Here is a 17,172-nt window from a genome sequence, read left to right on the forward strand (position 1 = left end):
CCGGTCAATCCCATCCTTTTGAGTGATCGCCACGGCACAATCCCACTGCTAGCTTCGCTGGGGGCCCGCGGGAATTTCCCTCCGCGGGCCGGTAACGGTCAGTTCTCTCTTGGCCAGTTCCCGACGGGATGGGTGGGCATTCGCTTATGACGACGTCAGTGGAGACCGGGGCGGGCACGGAGAATCCACCGGACCGGCTGAGTCTGGGTACGGAGGCCGCCCGGAATCTGGCGACCACGACAAAGTCCGTGCCGCAGATGCAGGGCATCACCTCCCGGTGGCTGCTGCGCCTGCTGCCGTGGGTCCAGCTCTCCGGCGGCACCTACCGGGTCAACCGGCGGCTGACGCACACCCTCGGCGACGGCCGGGTGGAGTTCTTCACCACCGGCGCCGAGGTCCGGGTCATCCCCGCGGAGCTCGGCGAGCTGCCGCTGCTGCGCGGCTTCTCGGACGCCGAGGTGCTCCAGACGCTGGCGGACCGCTTCACCCAGCGCGAGTTCGCGCCCGGCGAGCTGGTGGTGGAGGCGGGGCGCCCGGCGGACCAGGTGGTGCTGATCGCCCACGGCAAGACGGAGAAGGTGCACGACGGCGCGTACGGCGAGCCGGCCGTCCTCGGCGTGTTCGCCGACGGCGGCTACTTCGGCGACCAGGCGCTGGCCGCGGGCCAGGAGGGCAACTGGGACTTCACCGTGCGGGCGGTGACCGCGTGCACGGTGCTGACCCTGCCGCACCAGGCCTTCCACGAGGTGCTGGACGGCTCCCCCGCCCTGCGCTCCCACGTCGAGGCGTACCGGACGCGGACCACCCGCCCGCACAACGAGCACGGCGAGGCGGCCATCGACGTCGCCTCCGGCCATGTGGGCGAGCCGGCGCTGCCCGGTGTCTTCGCCGACTACGAGCCCGCCCCGCGCGAGTACGGCCTGAGCGTGGCGCAGACGGTGCTGCGGGTGCACACCCGCGTCGCCGACCTCTACAACGAGCCCATGAACCAGCTCGAACAGCAACTCCGCCTGACCATCGAGGCCCTGCGCGAACGCCAGGAACACGAGATGATCAACAACCGCGAGTTCGGGCTCCTGCACAACGCCGACCTCAGCCAGCGCATCCACACCCGCAGCGGCCCGCCCACCCCCGACGACCTCGACGAACTGCTCGCGACGGTCTGGAAGGACCCCGGGTTCCTGCTGGCGCACCCGCGCGCCATCGCCGCCATCGGCCGCGAGTTCAACCGCCGGGGCGTCTACCCGGACAGCACCGAGATCGGCGGGCACAACCTCCCCGCCTGGCGCGGGGTGCCGATCTTTCCCTGCAACAAGATCCCCGTCACCGAGAACGGCGTGAGCTCCATCCTCCTGATGCGCACCGGGGAGGAGTCGCAGGGTGTCATCGGGCTGCATCGCACGGGAATTCCCGACGAATACCAGCCCAGCCTTTCGGTGCGCTTCATGGGAATCAGCGACCAGGCGATCATCTCCTATCTGGTGAGCGCCTACTACTCGGCGGCGGTCCTGGTGCCGGACGCCCTGGGAATTCTCGAGAACGTCGAGATCGGGCACTGACAGCCGCGCATTCCGGTGCCACCGCAACGGCCGGGCGGGCCCATGGTCATGGGCGACAGCCGCCGCCCGGCTCTTGCGGACGCCCCGCTCCGGGGCCGCCCTCGGCAGCACGTTTTCCCGCAGCACGTTCGCAGCACGTTCCCCGCATGTTCCTCACAGATGGGTGATCACCGCACATGACCACATCAGTGGAGCCGGAGCCCACCGACCAGGCCGCGCAGCAGCTGAGCCTGGGGACGGGCGCGGCCCGCCAGCTCGCGACGACGACCAAATCCGTCCCGCAGATGCGCGGGATCTCCTCCCGCTGGCTGCTGCGCGTCCTGCCCTGGGTCCAGGTCTCGGCCGGCACGTACCGCGTCAACCGGCGGCTGACGTACACCGTCGGCGACGGCCGGGTGGAGTTCATCTCCACGGGTGCCGAGGTGCGGGTCATTCCGCCGGAGCTGGGCGAGCTGCCGCTGCTGCGCGACTACCACGATGCGGACGTGCTCGAAGCGTTGGCCGACGCCTTCGTGCAGCGGGAGTACACGGCGGGCCAGACGCTCGTCGAGGCCGGCACGCCCGCGGACGAGGTCTTCCTGATCGCCCACGGCAAGCTCGCCAAGACCGGTGCGGGCAAGTACGGGGACGAGACCTCGCTGGGCACGCTGGCCGACGGCGACTATTTCGGCGAGCGGGTGCCGCTGGAGCCGGAGGCCACCTGGGGCTTCACCGTGCGGGCGCTGACCCGGTGCACCGTTCTGGCCCTGCCGGTACGGGCGTTCCGGGAGCTGGCCGAGCGGTCGGAGTCGCTGCGGGCGCACGTGGAGGGTTTCGCCTCCCGGCCCGCGCCGAAGGCCAACAAGCGCGGCGAGGCCGACATCGCCATCACCTCGGGTCATGCGGGCGAGCCGGTCATCCCCGGCACCTTCGTGGACTACGAGCCGAGGCCGCGCGAGTACGAGCTGAGCGTGGCGCAGACGGTGCTGCGGGTGCACACCCGCGTCGCCGACCTCTACAACGAGCCCATGAACCAGCTCGAACAGCAACTCCGCCTGACCATCGAGGCCCTGCGCGAACGCCAGGAACACGAAATGGTCAACAACCGCGAGTTCGGGCTCCTGCACAACGCCGACCTCAGCCAGCGCATCCACACCCGCAGCGGCCCGCCCACCCCCGACGACCTCGACGAACTGCTCTCCCGGCGCCGCAAGACGCAGTTCTTCCTGGCGCATCCGCGCACGATCGCCGCCTTCGGCCGGGAGTGCAACAGCCGGGGCCTGTACCCGAAGAACATCGAGGTGCTGGGGAGTGCGGTGCGCTCGTGGCGGGGCGTGCCGCTGCTGCCGTGCAACAAGATCCCCATCAGTGAGACGGGCACCAGCTCGATCATCGCCATGCGCACGGGCGAGGACAACCAGGGCGTCATCGGTCTGCACCAGACCGGGATCCCCGACGAGTACCAGCCCGGCCTGAACGTGCGGTTCATGGGCATCAGCGAGCAGGCGGTCACCTCGTACCTGGTGAGCACCTACTTCTCGGCCGCCGTGCTCGTCCCCGATGCGCTCGGCATCCTGGAGGACGTCGAGATCGGCCGCTGAGGGGCCGCGCCGCAGCGCCGGGCGCCTTCGGGCGCCCGGTCAGGGCCTGACGCCGCTGACGAGTTCGGCGGTGGCGGAGAGCCCGTGGGAGATGGTCGGCGCGACGCTCGTGCTGGCGAGCAGGAAGCCGAGCAGCACGCAGACCATCGCGTGCGAGGCCCGCAGGCCCCCGCTGCGCATGAAGACCACCGACAGGATCAGCAGCAACAGGACCACGGAAATCGAAACGGCCATGGTGGACCTCCTCGGCCAAGCGGCGGTGGACGTGCGCCAGTCTCGCCTATCCCACCGTGGCGGAGCCCTTCGCGGGCATACTCCATTCGGGTGGGAATCAACCAGTTCGGACGTGCGGAGCCTCCCCAAATGTCCCAGAGTCGCGGGCATGGTCCGCCACGGGACACGATCGGGTGCCGCGTTCGGCGGGCGGGGCGCCCCGTACCTGCCTAGGCTGACGGAATGAGCCGCACAGCCGAGGGCCGCACAGCCGACGCGGCGGGCAGGACGGAGGTACGGCAGGGCGCACCGGAGACCGAACGGGTGACAGGGTGGCACCGCTTCCTGCGGCGGGTGCCCAACGGGTTCGCGATCTTCTTCGCGCTGCTCGGCACGTACTGTGCGGTCACCTCGCTGATCCCGCCCCTGCGCCGGGCCCTCGCGCCGGTCACGCGCGCGCTGGACCTGCTCACCGTGCCCACCGCCGCCAACCTCGCCCTCGCCGTCTTCCTGCTGCTGCTCGCCGCCGCCACGGCCGCGCGCAAGAGAGTCACCCTCTGGTTCGTCCTGGCCTACCTGGCGCTGCTCCTGCTGGCGGACGCGCTGCTGCTGGCGGTCGGCTACTGGGACACCCTGCCCTCGCTCGCGCTGTGCGTGGGCGCCATGGCGCTGCTGTTCCTGGCCCGGCGCGAGTTCTACGCCGCGTCGCGGCGCGGCGCCTTCCTGCGGGCCCTGCTGGTGCTGGTGGCCGGGCTGGTGGTGGCCACCCTGGTGGGCTGGGGTCTGGTCGCCCTGTTCCCCGGGACCCTGGAGCCGGGAGCCGGCAAGCGGCTGCTGTTCGTGGCCAACCGGGTGTGCGGCGGGCTGGTCAGCTCGCGGCACTTCACGGGGCACCCGCCGCACTGGGTCTACTTCCTGCTGGGCCTGTTCGGGGCGCTGGCGCTGCTCAACGCGACGATGGCGCTGTTCCGCTCGCAGCGGCTGGAGGCGGCGCTGCACGGCGACGAGGAGGCGCGCATCCGCGCCCTGCTGCGCCGCTACGGCGCCCGGGACTCGCTCGGCTACTTCGCCACCCGGCGCGACAAGGCCGTCGTCTTCTCCCCCAGCGGCAAGGCCGCCGTCACCTACCGCGTCGAGGCCGGCGTGTGCCTGGCCTCCGGCGATCCGCTGGGCGACCCCGAAGCCTGGGACCCGGCCATCAGGGCCTGGCTGGAGGTGGCGGGGCGCTACGGCTGGCAGCCGGCCGTCATGGGCGCCGGCGAGGAAGGGGCCCGGGCGTACGCGCGGGCGGGGCTGGGTGCGCTGCAGCTGGGCGACGAGGCGATCCTGCAGGTCGCCACGTTCGACCTGGAGGGCCGGGAGATGCGGGTGACCCGGCAGGCCGTCCACCGCGTCGAGCGCACGGGGGCCACCGTGCGCGTCAGGCGCCACTTCGAGCTGGGCGACGAGGAGATGGAGGAGGTCATCCGGCGGGCCGACGCCTGGCGGGACACCGAGACCGAGCGCGGCTTCTCGATGGCGCTGGGGCGCCTGGGCGACCCGGCCGACGGCGACTGCCTGCTGGTGGAGGCCCTGGACGCCGACGGGACGATGATCGCGCTGCTGTCCTTCGTGCCGTGGGGGCCGGACGGCATCTCGCTGGACCTGATGCGCCGGGACCGGGCCGCGCCCAACGGCGTCATGGAGTTCATGGTCGCCCAGTTGTGCACCCGGGCGGGCCGCTTCGGCGTCAAGCGGATCTCGCTGAACTTCGCCGTCTTCCGCTCGGCGTTCGAGGAGGGGGCCCGCATCGGCGCGGGCCCGGTGCTGCGCCTGTGGCGCAAGCTGCTGCTGTTCTTCTCCAAGTGGTGGCAGCTGGAGGCCCTGTACCGCTCGAACGTCAAGTACAACCCCGAGTGGCACCCCCGCTTCCTGTGCTACGCCGACGCCGGTGCCCTGGCCCGCATCGGCCTGGCCGCCGGCATCGCCGAGGGCTTCGTGGCCGTCCCGAGCCTGGGCAAGCTGTGGCGCCGCGGCCGGGCCCGGGGGCTGTCCCGGCCCGCCTCCACCGCCGGGCTGCCCTCGCTGACCGAGCTGGGCCTGGCCGGCGCCGAGGAGGCGGGCGCGGCCGTGGACGAACTGGCCGGGCTGCCCGAGCAGGTACGGGTGCGCCGGCGCAAGCTGGAGAGGCTGCGCGCGGCCGGAGTGGACCCCTATCCCGTCGACGCCCGTCGCACCCACACCTGCGCGCAGGTCCGGGCGGCGGCCGCCGGCCTCGCCCCGGGCTCCCGCACCGGTGAGCACGCCACGGTGACCGGGCGGGTCATGCTCGTGCGCGACCACGGCGGCATCGCCTTCGCCGTCCTGCGCGACTGGTCCGGGGACCTGCAGCTGGCCTTCACCCGCGACGGCTCGGGCGAGGAGTTGCTCGGGCGCTTCACCACCCACGTCGACCTCGGCGACCACCTGGAGGCCGAGGGCGTGAGCGGCACCAGCGACCGCGGCGAGCCGACGCTGTTCGTCACCCGCGCCCGGCTCGTCGCCAAGTGCCTGCGCCCGCTGCCCGACAAGCGCCGCGGCCTGGCCGACCCCGAGGCCAGGGTGCGCATGCGGTACGTGGACCTGGCCGTCTCGCCGGAGGCGCGCCGGACGCTGCAAGCCCGCAGCGCCGTGGCCCAGGCGCTGCGCCAGGGGCTGCTGGACCGCGGCTTCCTGGAGGTGGAGACGCCGATGCTGCAGCAGGTCCACGGCGGTGCCAACGCCCGGCCCTTCACCACCCACATCAACGCCTACGACCTCGACCTGTACCTGCGCATCGCCCCCGAGCTGTACCTCAAGCGCCTGTGCGTGGGCGGCCTGGAGAAGGTCTTCGAGCTGGGCCGCACCTTCCGCAACGAGGGCGTGTCCTACAAGCACAACCCCGAGTTCACGATGCTGGAGGCCTACCAGGGCTGCGCCGACTACGACGTGATGCTGGAGCTGACCCGCGAGCTGATCCAGCAGGCGGCCGTGGCCGCCCACGGCTCGGCGATCGCGGTGCGCGCGGACGAGGACGGCAAGCGCACCGAGCACGACATCTCCGGTACGTGGCCGGTCAAGACCGTCTACGGCGCGCTGTCGGAGGTGCTGGGCGAGGAGATCGGCGCGGACAGCACGATCGAGGCGCTGCGCGCGTACTGCGCGGCCACCGGCACCCCGTACCGGCCGGAGGACGGCCACGGCGACATCGTGCTGGAGCTGTACGAGCGGCTGGTGGAGGAGCGCACGACGCTGCCGGTGTTCTACAAGGACTTCCCCACCGACGTCTCGCCACTGACCCGCCCCCACCGGTCCGATCCGCGGGTGGCCGAGCGCTGGGACCTGGTGGCCTTCGGCACCGAGCTGGGCACGGCGTACTCCGAGCTGATCGACCCCGTCGAGCAGCGCCGCCGGCTGACGGCGCAGTCGCTGCGGGCGGCCGGCGGCGACCCCGAGGCCATGGAGCTGGACGAGGACTTCCTGCGCGCTCTCGAGTACGCGATGCCGCCGACGGGCGGGCTGGGCATCGGCGTCGACCGGCTGGTGATGTTCCTGACCGGCCTGTCGATCCGCGAGACCCTGCCCTTCCCGCTGGTGCGGCACCGCTGAGGGCGGGCGGCTGCCACAAGACGAGTGCTACGAGACGACTGCTACGAGACGACGTCCTTGCGGCCGAAGTGGCGGAAGGCGAGGGCGATCAGGACGACCGCGTAGCCGGTGGAGACGGCCGTGCCCTTGATCATGCCGGCGAATTCGGCATGCGGCTGCAGGACGTCCGCCCAGGCGTACTGCCAGTGCGCCGGCAGCACGTCGCGCCAGTCGCCGAGCGCGGTGACGGCGTCCAGGACGTTGCCGACGATGGTCAGCCCCAGCGCGCCGCCGACCGCGCCCAGCGGCGCGTCGGTCACGGTGGACAGCCAGAACGCCAGCGCCGCGGTGACCAGCTGGCCGACGAAGACGTACGCCACCGCCAGCGCGAGCCGGCCCGTGGCCGTCGCCGCGTCCAGGGAGCCGCCGGTGGGGATGCGCAGCGGGCCCCAGCCGTAGGCGGCCGTGCCCGCCGCCAGGGCCACGGCCGGCAGCAGCACGATCGCCGCGGCGCTGAAGGCCAGGGCCACCGTCAGCTTGCTCAGCAGCAGCCGGGCCCGGGGCACGGGCGCGGCCAGCAGGTAGCGCAGGGAGGACCAGCTCGCCTCCGAGGCCACCGCGTCGCCGCAGAACAGTGCCACCGGCACCACCAGCAGGAAGCCCGCCGAGACGAACAGCGCGGTCGCCGCGAAGTTCAGCCCCGAGGCGGTGGCGGTGTCCATCAGCGTCACCCGCCCGTCGCGACCCCGGCCGTCCCCGCCGACGGCGAAGGCGGCGATGAGGACGAACGGCAGCACCGCCAGCAGGGCGCCCATCACCACCGTGCGCCGTCGCCGCAGCTGCCGGGCCGCCTCCACCCGCAGCGGCAGGGTGTGCCGGGCGCGGTAGCCGGGCGCGGCAGTCGTGGACTGCGCCGCCGTGCTCATGCCGATCCTCCGATCAGGGTCAGGAACGCGTCCTCCAGCCGCCGGTGGGGCCCGGCGCTGGAGACGGGGATCTCCAGTCGCACCAGTTCGGCGAGCAGCTCGGACGCGCTCGCGCCGTCCAGCCGCACCAGCAGCCCCTCGTCGGTGCGCACCGCCGAGGCCACGCCGGGCAGGGCGGCCACCTTCTCCGTCGTGACGTCGGACAGCCGGCCGTCGACCCCGACGAGCAGGGTGTCGCCGGAGCCGACGATGTCGGCCACCGGACCCGCCGCGACGAGCCGGCCGCGATCCATGACCACCAGGTGCGTGCACGACTGCTCCACCTCGGCCAGCAGGTGGCTGGAGACGATGACGGTCCGGCCGGCGGCGGCGTAACGGATCATCACCTCGCGCATCTCGCGGATCTGGGGCGGGTCCAGGCCGTTGGCCGGTTCGTCCAGGATCAGCAGGTCGGGCAGGCCGAGCATGGCCTGGGCGATCGCCAGGCGCTGCCGCATGCCCTGGGAGTAGGTGCGCACCGGCCGCTCCAGCGCCGGGCCCAGGTCCGCGATGTCCAGGGCCTCGTCCAGGTGGGCGTCCTCGGTGGGCCGGCCGGTGGCCCGCCAGTACAGGTCGAGGTTGGCGCGTCCCGACAGGTGCGGCAGGAAGCCCGCGCCCTCGACGAAGGCGCCGACGCGCGAGAGCACGGGCGAGCCCGGCCGCACCGCCCGGCCGAAGACGCGGATCTCGCCCGCGTCCGGCCGGATCAGGCCCATGAGCATGCGCAGCGTCGTCGTCTTGCCGGCGCCGTTCGGGCCCAGCAGGCCGAGCACCTGGCCGCGTTCGACGCGGAAGGACAGCTCCCGCACGGCGTACCGGTCGGTGCTCCCCGCGTACCGCTTGTTCAAGTCCGTGATCTGCAGCGGTACGTCGGCCAGTGCCGGGTCGGCGGGCGGCGCAAAGGAGCGGCGGCGGCCGGTGAACAGGATCGCGGCCGCGACGAGAAGGCCCCCGGCCGGCAGACCCCACGTCCACCACGGCAGCCCGGAGGAACCGGTCCGTACGCCCGGCGCGGTCGGCGCGCTCAGGTCCGGCCGGGTGAGGGAGACGGTGTACGTGGCCGGGGCGGCCGGCGAGGCGTAGCCCAGGTCGGTGGCGGCGAGCACCAGCCGCATCCGGTGGCCGGCCTCGAAGGTGTGGTCGATCGCGGGCAGCCGCAGCCGCACCTCCTTGCCGTCCTTGGCGTCGGTCACCCGCACCGGCGTCACCAGCTGACCCGGCAGCACCTGGCGGCCGTCCGGGCCGACGTCGTAGACCTTGGCGAAGAGGACCGCCTCGCCGGTGTCCGACGCGACGCGCACGGTGGCGGTGGGCGTGCCGGTGACGTGCACGCCCTCGGTCAGCGGCGCCGAGTCGAACCGGGCGTGCTGGCCGGGGAAGTCCAGGGAGAAGCCGATGCCCGCGCCGGCGCCCAGGGACTGCAGCCCGGCCGCGGCGCCCAGGCCCGGCACGGCGGACAGGGCCGGGGGCGCCGCCCCCGCCGGGTTGCCGAACACCTGCCGACCGCCCGACAGACGCACCGTACGGGTGCCGTCAAGCAGGCCCGGGTAGGCGTCCGCGGTCGCCGCCCGCAGCCGGGCCCGGCCGTCGGTGGTGTCGACGCCACCGGTACGGCTGATGCGGAAGGCCGGGCCAGTGCCGGTTGTGGTGTCGCCCTTGAGGTAACGGTCGAACCATGCGCGGGTACGGCCCGCGATGCGGTCGGCCTCGTCGCCGGTACCGCTGTCGTGACCACCGGCGATCCAGTCGACCGCGACCGGCGCGCCGTTGCGGCGGATCGCGGCGGCGGCCGCGTCGGACTGGTCGAGCGGGAAGAGGGAGTCGCTCTGCCCCTGCACCAGGAGAGTGGGCACCTTGATGCGGTCCGCCACGGCGGAGGGGCTGCGGCGCTCCAGGAGTTCACGGGCGGCGGCGTCCGGGCGGCCTGCGACGGCCACGCGCTCGTACATGCGGCACAGGTCGGGCGCGAAGCGGCCGCAGCCGTGGCCCGCGGAGCGGGCTGGCCCTGTCGGTTCCGTGGTTCCCGTGGTGAAGAAGATGCCGGTCCACAGCTTCTTGAAGACGTCGCCGGGGAAGAGCGCGTCGGCCAGGTTCCAGTACGTGATCTGCGGGGCGATGGCGTCGACGCGCTTGTCGTGGCCGGCGGCGAGCAGGGCGATCGCACCGCCGTAGGAGCCGCCGGCGATGCCGGCGCGCGGGTCCCCCGGGGCGTCCAGCCGCACCTCCGGGCGGCGGGCCAGCCAGTCCAGGAGCCGACTGACGTCGGCGACCTCGTGGTCGGGGTCGTTCAGGCCGATGCGGCCGGTCGAACGTCCGAACCCGCGGGCCGACCACGTCACCACCGCGTAGCCCGAACGGGCCAGGTCCTCGGCCTGGGCCCGCATGTCGTCCTTGCTGCCCCCGAAGCCGTGCGCGAGGAGCACGGCGGGACGGCGGTGGTCGGTGGCCGGGCCGGACGTGAAGAACGACATGTCGATGCGGGCGTCCGGGACGCTCAGCATGCGGTCCTCGCGGTGGACGGGCGGATCACCGCCGGCGGCGGTGGCCGCCACGGTCCAGGTGCCGGCGCCCAGCAGGGCGACGGCGGCGGCCGCGGCCGCCAGCCGCAGGCGCAGGCGCGGGAGTCGCAGCTTCATGTTCGAATGCTAAGCGGAGCCGTCGTCCAGGTTTGGTTTGCCCCCGCCCCGCCCTTTCACCGTTTCCCGGGGCTGCGCCCCGGACCCCGGGCCGATTGCCGCCCGGTGGGCCGGTTTGTGCCCACCCTCCCCCATAGGCCTGAACGGCCATGGGGGTACCCCCATCGCCCTGCGGAACGCCTGCCCACAAACCGGCAGGTGGCGGTCGCGCTCAGCCTCGCGTCAAGCGCAGTGTCACGATCTCGAAGGGGCGCAGGGGGAGCGCCGATCCGAGGTCGCACCGCCTCTGGGGGCGTTCCAGGAGGTCGCAGTGGGATGCTCGCTTCACGGGGAAGTCCGCCGTCACGTGGGGGCGGGCGCGGCCGCCGCGGGATTCGTAGAGGCGTACCACCACGTCCCCGCTGCCGTCGTCCGCCATCTTCACCGCCGACACCACGACCGCGTCGTCGTCCACCGTCACCAGCGGGGCCACAGCTTGCACGCTGCCCGGCACCTGTCGTTCCGGCAGGTTGATGCGGTGTCCCTCGCGTACCGCGTCCCCCACCGTCGCCGCCGGGACGAGCGCGTAGCGGAAGCGGTGGGTGCCCTGGTCGGTGCGGGGGTCGGGGAAGCGGGGGGCGCGCAGGAGGGAGAGGCGGACGGTGGTCGTGGTACCGGTGTCCTCCTCGCGGACGGTGCGGGTCACGTCGTAGCCGTACGTCGAGTCGTTGACCAGGGCCACGCCCCAGCCCGGTTCCTCCAGGTGGACGAACCGGTGGGCGCATGCCTCGAACTTCGCGGCGTCCCAGCTGGTGTTGGTGTGGGTGGGCCGGTACAGGTGGCCGAACTGCGTCTCGGCCGCGATCCGCTCGGCGTGGACGTCCAGCGGGAAGGCCGCCTTGAGGAACTTCTCCGTCTCGTGCCAGTCGACGTCCGTGGCGATGTCCACCCTGCGCTGCCCCGCGGGCAGGGTGATGTGCTGCTCGGCGCGTGAGGAGCCGAAGGTGCGCACGACGCGTACGCCGTCGTCGCCCGCCGCCTCCACGAGGTCGGCGCCGGTGAGGTCGGTGACCGTGTTGCGGTAGAAGTGGTCGACGTCCCAGGCGTCCCACATGGCGGGGAAGTCCTGGTGCAGCTGCAGGAGGTTCGCCGCGGCGCCGGGTGCCAGCGCCTCGCGGTCCGCCGCGGGGTCGTACACGGAGACGATCAGCCCGCGTCCGTCGACCTCGACCCGCAGCAGCCCGTTGTCCAGGACGAATCCGCCGCTCTCGCGCGGCCGTACGCCCGTCGGCGCGCCGTCCGGCGCGGCCGCCGGCGCCGCGCCGCCCGCCGGCACTCCGGCCCGGGGGTGGGGGGCCGCGTTGAAGACGAGGGTGTGGCCGCCGGCGGGGTCGCCCGCCAGGGCGGTGAGGGCCTCGGCGATCAGCGCCTCCAGTTCGGCGGCGACCTGCGCGTACGTCCGGACCGCCTCGCGGTGCACCCAGGCGATGGACGTCCCGGGCAGGATGTCGTGGAACTGGTGCAGCAGGACGGTCTTCCACAGCCGGTCCAGCGCCTCGTACGGGTACGGGAGGCCGGTGCGCACGGCCGCCGTGGCCGACCACAGCTCCGCCTCGCGCAGGAGGTGCTCGCAGCGCCGGTTGCCCTGCTTGGTGCGGGCCTGGCTGGTGAGCGTGGCGCGGTGCAGCTCCAGGTACAGCTCGCCGGCCCACACCGGCGCGTCCGGGTACTCGGCGTGCGCCTTTTCGAAGAAGGCCGACGGCTTCTCGAAGCGCACCCGGGCGGAGCCTTCGAGATCCGCGAGTCGCTTGGCCCGCGCCACCATCTCCCGGGTCGTGCCCCCGCCGCCGTCGCCCCAGCCGGTGGGGGCGAGCGAGCGCGTGGCCCGGCCCTTCTCCTGGAAGTTGCGCACCGCGTGGGCGAGCTCCTGGCCCGAGAGCTGGCAGTTGTAGGTGTCGATCGGCGGGAAGTGGGTGAAGACGCGGGTGCCGTCGATGCCCTCCCACCAGAAGGTGTGGTGGGGGAACTTGTTCGTCCGGCTCCAGGAGATCTTCTGGGTGAGGAACCACCTGGCCCCGGCCAGCCGCACCAGCTGCGGCAGAGCGGCCGAATAGCCGAAGGAGTCCGGCAGCCACACCTCCTCCGTCTCGATGCCGAACTCCTCCAGGAAGAACCGCTTGCCGTGCACGAACTGCCGGGCCAGCGCCTCCGCTCCCGGCATGTTCGTGTCGGATTCCACCCACATGCCGCCCACGGGGACGAAGCGGCCGTCCGCGACGGCCTTCTTCACCCGCGCGTACACCTCCGGCCGGTGCTCCTTGAGCCAGGCGAACTGCTGTGCCTGCGACATGGCGTAGACGAAGTCGGGCTCGTCCTCCAGCAGCGCGGTCATGTTCGCGGTCGTACGGGCGACCTTGCGCACCGTCTCGCGCAGCGGCCACAGCCACGCCGAGTCGATGTGCGCGTGCCCGACCGCGCTCAGGCGGTGGGCGGAGGCGTGGGCGGGCGCGGACAGCACGCCTTGCAGCGCCGCGCGCGCCCGCTGCGCCGTGCCGCCCACGTCCTGCAGGTCGAGGGCGTCCAGTGCCCGTTCGACGGCCCGCAGCACCTCCCAGCGCCGCGCCCCCTCCACGGGCAGCTCGGCCATGAGCTGTCCCAGCACCTCCAGGTCCTGCACCAGCTCCCACACCGTGCGGTCGAGGACGGCCAGGTCCATACGGGCCAGCCGGTAGCGCGGGGCGTCGCCGGCGGTGGTGCGGTCGCCGAGCTCGGTGGGCACGAAGGGGTGGTAGTCGAGGATCACGGGGTTGGCGGCGGCCTCGACGTGCAGGACGACGGCCTCCCCGCCGGTGGCCCTGTCGCTGACGCGCACCCAGTGGTTGCGGGGGCTGAGCCCCTTCACGGGCGAGCCGTCGGGGCGGTACACCAGCCCCTCGCACTGGAAGCCGGGCATGTTCTCGTCGAAGCCGAGGTCGAGCAGGGCCTCGACGGTGCGGCCCGCCCACTCGGCGGGGATCGTGCCCGTGACGGTGAACCAGCTCGTGCCCCACGGCGGCCCCCACGGCGCGCCCGCCTCGATCGGGGTGCCGGCGGCCGCGAGACCCTCGGCGACGGGTACCGGTTCCCCGGGGGTGTGCCACACGGAGACGGCCAGCGGCACCGACTGCGGGTACACGGCCGGCCGGATGCGCTCGTCCAGGACGCGCTTGAGGCGCGCTTCGGTGACGGTGCGGTCGTCGTGCATCGGCGATTCCTCCCGGTACCGGTCGGGTGACTACCAGCTGACTACCAGTGGAACGTGACGGGCGCGGGCGCCGACGCGGTGTACAGCTCGTCCACGGCACGCACCTCCAGGCGGGTGGCCGGCTCGCCGGCCGTCCGGCTCAGCACCGGAACGTAGTAGGCATGCCCACACGTGCCGCCCAGGAAGCGGCGTTCACCGCCGGGCAGCACCTGGTGCACCTCGTAGTGGCGCGGCCGCCCGGCCCCCCGCCGCGGCGCGGGCGGCCCCCACGCCAGCCGCAGCGCCGCCGTGCCGTCCGCGGCGGTCGACGACGCGGTCACGACCGGCGCGGTGGGCGGGCGGGGCGCGGGCGGGGTGCCGTCGTGCACGGCGAGCTCCCCCAGCCGCCAGCGCACCGGGCCGCCGTCCGGCGCGGCCAGCCGGATCCCCAGGGCGTACACCGTGGCCGCGGACCGGCCGCGCAGCAGCGCCTCCAGGGGCACGGCGGCCGTGGTCCAGCCCGTGCCGTCGCCCGCCGGAAGGGTGGCCACGGGGACGTACGTGAACGGGTACGGCTGCTCCTCGGCGAGGGCGACCGCCAGCTCCACGCGGACCGCCCCCGACCCCGGGTCGGTGCGGTGGGCGAGCTCGACCACGGTCGCCGTCGTCAGGGGCAGGCGGGCGGAGTACAGCTCCGTCGTGGCGGGCGCTGCGGTGCCCGTGCCGGTGACCAGGAGGCTGCTGCCGCCGCGCCAGGCGTCGGCGAAGTCGAAGCCGACGTCCGGGCGGTCGCCGTCGGTGCGGATCACCCAGCGACGGCCGGGGAGGCGGTCCTGCAGGCCGAGGTGGTTCCAGGCGGCGGTGGACGTGCGGCGGCCGCGCTCGTACCAGGCCAGGCCGTGACCGGTGTTGAAGGTCGTGGCGAAGGGGAGGGACGTGAGGGTGGAGCGGTCGGCGACGAAGGCCGCCGGTGGCCGCCACGTTCCCGGCCCGGGCGCGGGCCGCGCCGGGTCGGGGGCCGCGCCGGACCAGAAGCGGTCGTCGCGCCGGTGGAAGGCCGCCGGGGCGCGCTCGCCGGCGGGCGCCGCCTTCCACGTCCACTCGGGGCGGTAGAACCCCACGGAGGTCAGGGGCGGGCCGTCGGGCGGCAGGAGCGCCTCCCAGTCCACGCGGGTGTCCCAGCCGCGCGCCTCCACGTCGACGCCGGCCCACAGCTCGTACGGGTCGCGGCCCAGGCCGCGGGCGAGGCCGGCGGAGGAGACCAGGCCGGGACGGTTCCAGCCGAAGTTGAGGAACATGCTGTCAGCGGCGCGGAAGAAGGGGGCGTTGTGCTCGTTGAGCTCGTTCTGCCAGGCGATGTCGCCGGAGACCGCCATCGCGTCGTACCACGTCACCCGCAGGGGGCGGCCGCGCTCGCGGAGGAAGGCGACGAAGTCGCGCATGTCCGCGGCGAGGGCGGCGTCCCCGCCGCCGGTCTCGGCATTGAGGAACCAGCCGTCGAAGCCGTACTCCCGGGCGACGGTGAGGAGCTTGTCGGCGACGGGGAAGCCGCCGTCGGTGCCCCGTCGCAGGAGGTCGCGCGTCCAGCGCAGCCGGCCGCCGTAGGCGGTGGGCGGCAGGAAGACGGTACCGAGTACGGGTACGCCGTTGCGGTGCGCGGCGTCGATCACGGGCGCGGTCGGGGCGAGGATCAGGCCCTCGCCGGCCGAGCCGCCCCAGAAGACGAGCTCGTCCAGGTACGCCCAATGGGTCAGCGCGTAATGATCGGCGGTGGGCGAGCCCTGGGACGGGTTGCCGGAGGTCGGCGCGAAGGAGACCAGTGCGCTGATGCGGGCGCGGTCGGCGTGAGCCGTGGGAGTGGGGGGTGGTGGGGTGAAGCGGGGGGCCAGGGGGACGGTGGCGCGGTTGAAGGGGAGGTCCGGGTCGGAGTGGGGGTTCCAGGAGAGGAGGGCGTCGGGGAACCAGTAGGAGGCGTGGGGTTGGAGGTCGGACGCGGCGTGCGCGGGTCGCAGGGTGGTCAGGGCGGTGGCCAGGCCGGCGGCGAGGACGGCACGGCGGGTGGGTCTCATGCGGCTCCTTGTGGTGCGGGTGGGCGCCTGCGGCGGGCTGGTGCCCCAGTCCCGCCCTCTCCCCGTCTCCCGGGGCTCCGCCCCGGACCCCGGTCCTCAAACGCCGGACGGGCTGGAGGGGGACAGCAACCAGCGGTCACGGGCTCACCACCTCCGTGATGCCTCGGGCGGCCAGATGCGCCGCGTCGGCGGCCCGTTGGGCCAGCACCACCGCCGGGCGCGCGCCCCGCGCAGCGAGACGCATCCACGCCTCGAAGAACGCACCTCCCGGTGCGCACGTCGTACGGCCCGGGGCCGTCGTCGGGTCGCCCGCGTCGAGGGCGAGGGCCACCTCGCGGGGGCGCGGGGGCGGGGTTCCGCGGGATTCGCGGATGCAGCGGGCCAGCGCCCGGCCCACCGGTTTGGGGTGGCGGTCGTTCGTCAGGAGGCCGAGGCCGTATTCGAGTTCGGGGAAGTCGGCGAGTCGCCGGTCGACGTCGTGGGAGCACCACCATGTGATGCTCCAGACGTCCGGGCAGTCGAGGACGGCCTCGACGGTCGCCGTCGTGAAGGCCGGTGCCTGGTCGGGTGGTACGTGGGGGGCGGGGGCGCCGACTTCCTGGAGCCAGACGGGGCGGGTGGGGTCGTCGGCCCAGGCCTTGGAGAGTTCGACGAGGTAGGCGGCGTGGAGCGCGGTGGCGGCGCCGGTGGGCCCGTGGCGCTGGGTGGTGCCGTTGAAGACCCAGGAGTGGACGGCCGTCAGGGCTCCGAGGCGGGCGGAGTGGGCGGGGGTGAAGGGGTGGGTGCCGTCGTACCAGGCGATGTCGTAGGAGGCGTGGAGGTGGGTGCGTCCGGGGGCGCCGGCTTCGCAGGCGGCGAGCATGCGGCGCAGCCAGCGTTCGGCGTCGGGCGGTGCGAGGGGGTCGGGGTCGGGGTGGGGTGGTGCGGAGAACTGGTTGGTCTCGTTGCCGACGGTCAGGCCCAGGAAGTTCGGTCGGTCGGCGAGGGTGGTGGCGAGGGCGTGGAGGTAGGCGGCCTGGGCCTCGGTGACGTCGGGGTCGGTGAAGAGGTTGCGGCGGTGCCAGGTGGTGGTCCAGGAGGGGACGAAGTCGAAGCTGGAGAGGTGTCCTTGGAGGCCGTCGACGGCGACGTCGAGGCCGCGTTCGCCGGCGGCGTCGACGAGGTGGGCGAGCTGGTCGAGGGCGCGCGGGCGGATGAGGGTGCGGTTGGGCTGGAAGAGGGGCCACAGGGGGAAGACGCGGATGTGGTCGAGTTCCAGGAAGGCGAGGGAGTCGAGGTCGGTACGGATCTCGTCGAGGTCGAAGTCGAGCCAGTGGTGGAACCATCCGTGGGTGGGGGTGTAGTTGACGCCGAATCGCATGGT

Annotated in this window: 9 protein-coding genes; 3 read left to right on the forward strand and 6 right to left on the reverse strand. The window is 73.5% G+C overall.

What is annotated here, in order from left to right; translation table 11 throughout:
• Positions 1–146: 146 nt before the first annotated feature.
• Both AB0K17_RS22210 and AB0K17_RS22215 read left to right on the forward strand, forming a co-directional pair.
• Positions 147–1,559: a family 2B encapsulin nanocompartment shell protein gene (locus AB0K17_RS22210; protein ID WP_365983978.1), complete on the forward strand. Its 1,413-nt coding sequence runs from the start codon at positions 147–149 to the stop codon at positions 1,557–1,559.
• A 176-nt stretch (positions 1,560–1,735) separates the two neighbouring features.
• Positions 1,736–3,139, forward strand: a complete 1,404-nt coding sequence (locus AB0K17_RS22215) for a family 2B encapsulin nanocompartment shell protein (RefSeq protein WP_365965896.1) — start codon at positions 1,736–1,738, stop codon at positions 3,137–3,139.
• Between the two features lie 39 nt (positions 3,140–3,178).
• On the opposite strand, the gene AB0K17_RS22220 is transcribed toward AB0K17_RS22215, so the two are convergent.
• Positions 3,179–3,373, reverse strand: a complete 195-nt coding sequence (locus tag AB0K17_RS22220) for a hypothetical protein (protein ID WP_365965897.1) — start codon at positions 3,371–3,373, stop codon at positions 3,179–3,181.
• 222 nt (positions 3,374–3,595) lie between these two features.
• On the opposite strand from AB0K17_RS22220, the gene lysX reads away from it, so the two are divergent.
• Positions 3,596–6,958, forward strand: coding sequence for a bifunctional lysylphosphatidylglycerol synthetase/lysine--tRNA ligase LysX (gene lysX, locus AB0K17_RS22225; RefSeq protein WP_365965898.1), 3,363 nt, complete (start codon positions 3,596–3,598; stop codon positions 6,956–6,958).
• A gap of 41 nt (positions 6,959–6,999) precedes the next feature.
• Here the strand turns inward: lysX and AB0K17_RS22230 are convergent, their stop codons facing one another.
• The 5 genes from AB0K17_RS22230 to AB0K17_RS22250 all read right to left on the reverse strand — a co-directional run bounded on the left by AB0K17_RS22230 (position 7,000) and on the right by AB0K17_RS22250 (position 17,169).
• Positions 7,000–7,863, reverse strand: coding sequence for an ABC transporter permease subunit (locus AB0K17_RS22230; RefSeq protein ID WP_365965899.1), 864 nt, complete (start codon positions 7,861–7,863; stop codon positions 7,000–7,002).
• Positions 7,860–10,538, reverse strand: a complete 2,679-nt coding sequence (locus AB0K17_RS22235) for an alpha/beta fold hydrolase (protein ID WP_365983979.1) — start codon at positions 10,536–10,538, stop codon at positions 7,860–7,862. The genes AB0K17_RS22230 and AB0K17_RS22235 overlap by 4 nt, the downstream gene beginning before the upstream one ends.
• A 211-nt stretch (positions 10,539–10,749) precedes the next feature.
• Positions 10,750–13,761 carry a glycoside hydrolase family 38 C-terminal domain-containing protein gene (locus AB0K17_RS22240; RefSeq protein ID WP_365983980.1) on the reverse strand — a complete coding sequence of 1,004 codons (3,012 nt, stop codon included), beginning with the start codon at positions 13,759–13,761 and terminating at the stop codon, positions 10,750–10,752.
• Between the two features lie 41 nt (positions 13,762–13,802).
• Positions 13,803–15,809: an endo-beta-N-acetylglucosaminidase gene (locus tag AB0K17_RS22245; RefSeq protein WP_365983981.1), complete on the reverse strand. Its 2,007-nt coding sequence runs from the start codon at positions 15,807–15,809 to the stop codon at positions 13,803–13,805.
• A gap of 136 nt (positions 15,810–15,945) precedes the next feature.
• The gene (locus AB0K17_RS22250; RefSeq protein WP_365983982.1) at positions 15,946–17,169 is read right to left on the reverse strand and encodes a glycosyl hydrolase; all 1,224 of its coding nucleotides are present in this window, start codon (positions 17,167–17,169) and stop codon (positions 15,946–15,948) included.
• Positions 17,170–17,172: the final 3 nt, after the last annotated feature.

Origin of the sequence: Streptomyces sp. NPDC049585 (assembly GCF_040675615.1) — a bacterium.
Classification (GTDB): domain Bacteria; phylum Actinomycetota; class Actinomycetes; order Streptomycetales; family Streptomycetaceae; genus Streptomyces; species Streptomyces luteosporeus.

What these genes read in the sequence shown, in the direction of transcription:
- AB0K17_RS22215 (WP_365965896.1), top strand. Translation starts at nt 1,736, where the DNA reads ATGACCACATCAGTGGAGCCGGAGCCCACCGACCAGGCCGCGCAGCAG.
- AB0K17_RS22245 (WP_365983981.1), bottom strand. Translation starts at nt 15,809, where the DNA reads ATGAGACCCACCCGCCGTGCCGTCCTCGCCGCCGGCCTGGCCACCGCC.
- AB0K17_RS22250 (WP_365983982.1), bottom strand. Translation starts at nt 17,169, where the DNA reads ATGCGATTCGGCGTCAACTACACCCCCACCCACGGATGGTTCCACCAC.
- AB0K17_RS22220 (WP_365965897.1), bottom strand. Translation starts at nt 3,373, where the DNA reads ATGGCCGTTTCGATTTCCGTGGTCCTGTTGCTGCTGATCCTGTCGGTG.
- lysX (WP_365965898.1), top strand. Translation starts at nt 3,596, where the DNA reads ATGAGCCGCACAGCCGAGGGCCGCACAGCCGACGCGGCGGGCAGGACG.
- AB0K17_RS22230 (WP_365965899.1), bottom strand. Translation starts at nt 7,863, where the DNA reads ATGAGCACGGCGGCGCAGTCCACGACTGCCGCGCCCGGCTACCGCGCC.
- AB0K17_RS22235 (WP_365983979.1), bottom strand. Translation starts at nt 10,538, where the DNA reads ATGAAGCTGCGACTCCCGCGCCTGCGCCTGCGGCTGGCGGCCGCGGCC.
- AB0K17_RS22240 (WP_365983980.1), bottom strand. Translation starts at nt 13,761, where the DNA reads ATGCACGACGACCGCACCGTCACCGAAGCGCGCCTCAAGCGCGTCCTG.
- AB0K17_RS22210 (WP_365983978.1), top strand. Translation starts at nt 147, where the DNA reads ATGACGACGTCAGTGGAGACCGGGGCGGGCACGGAGAATCCACCGGAC.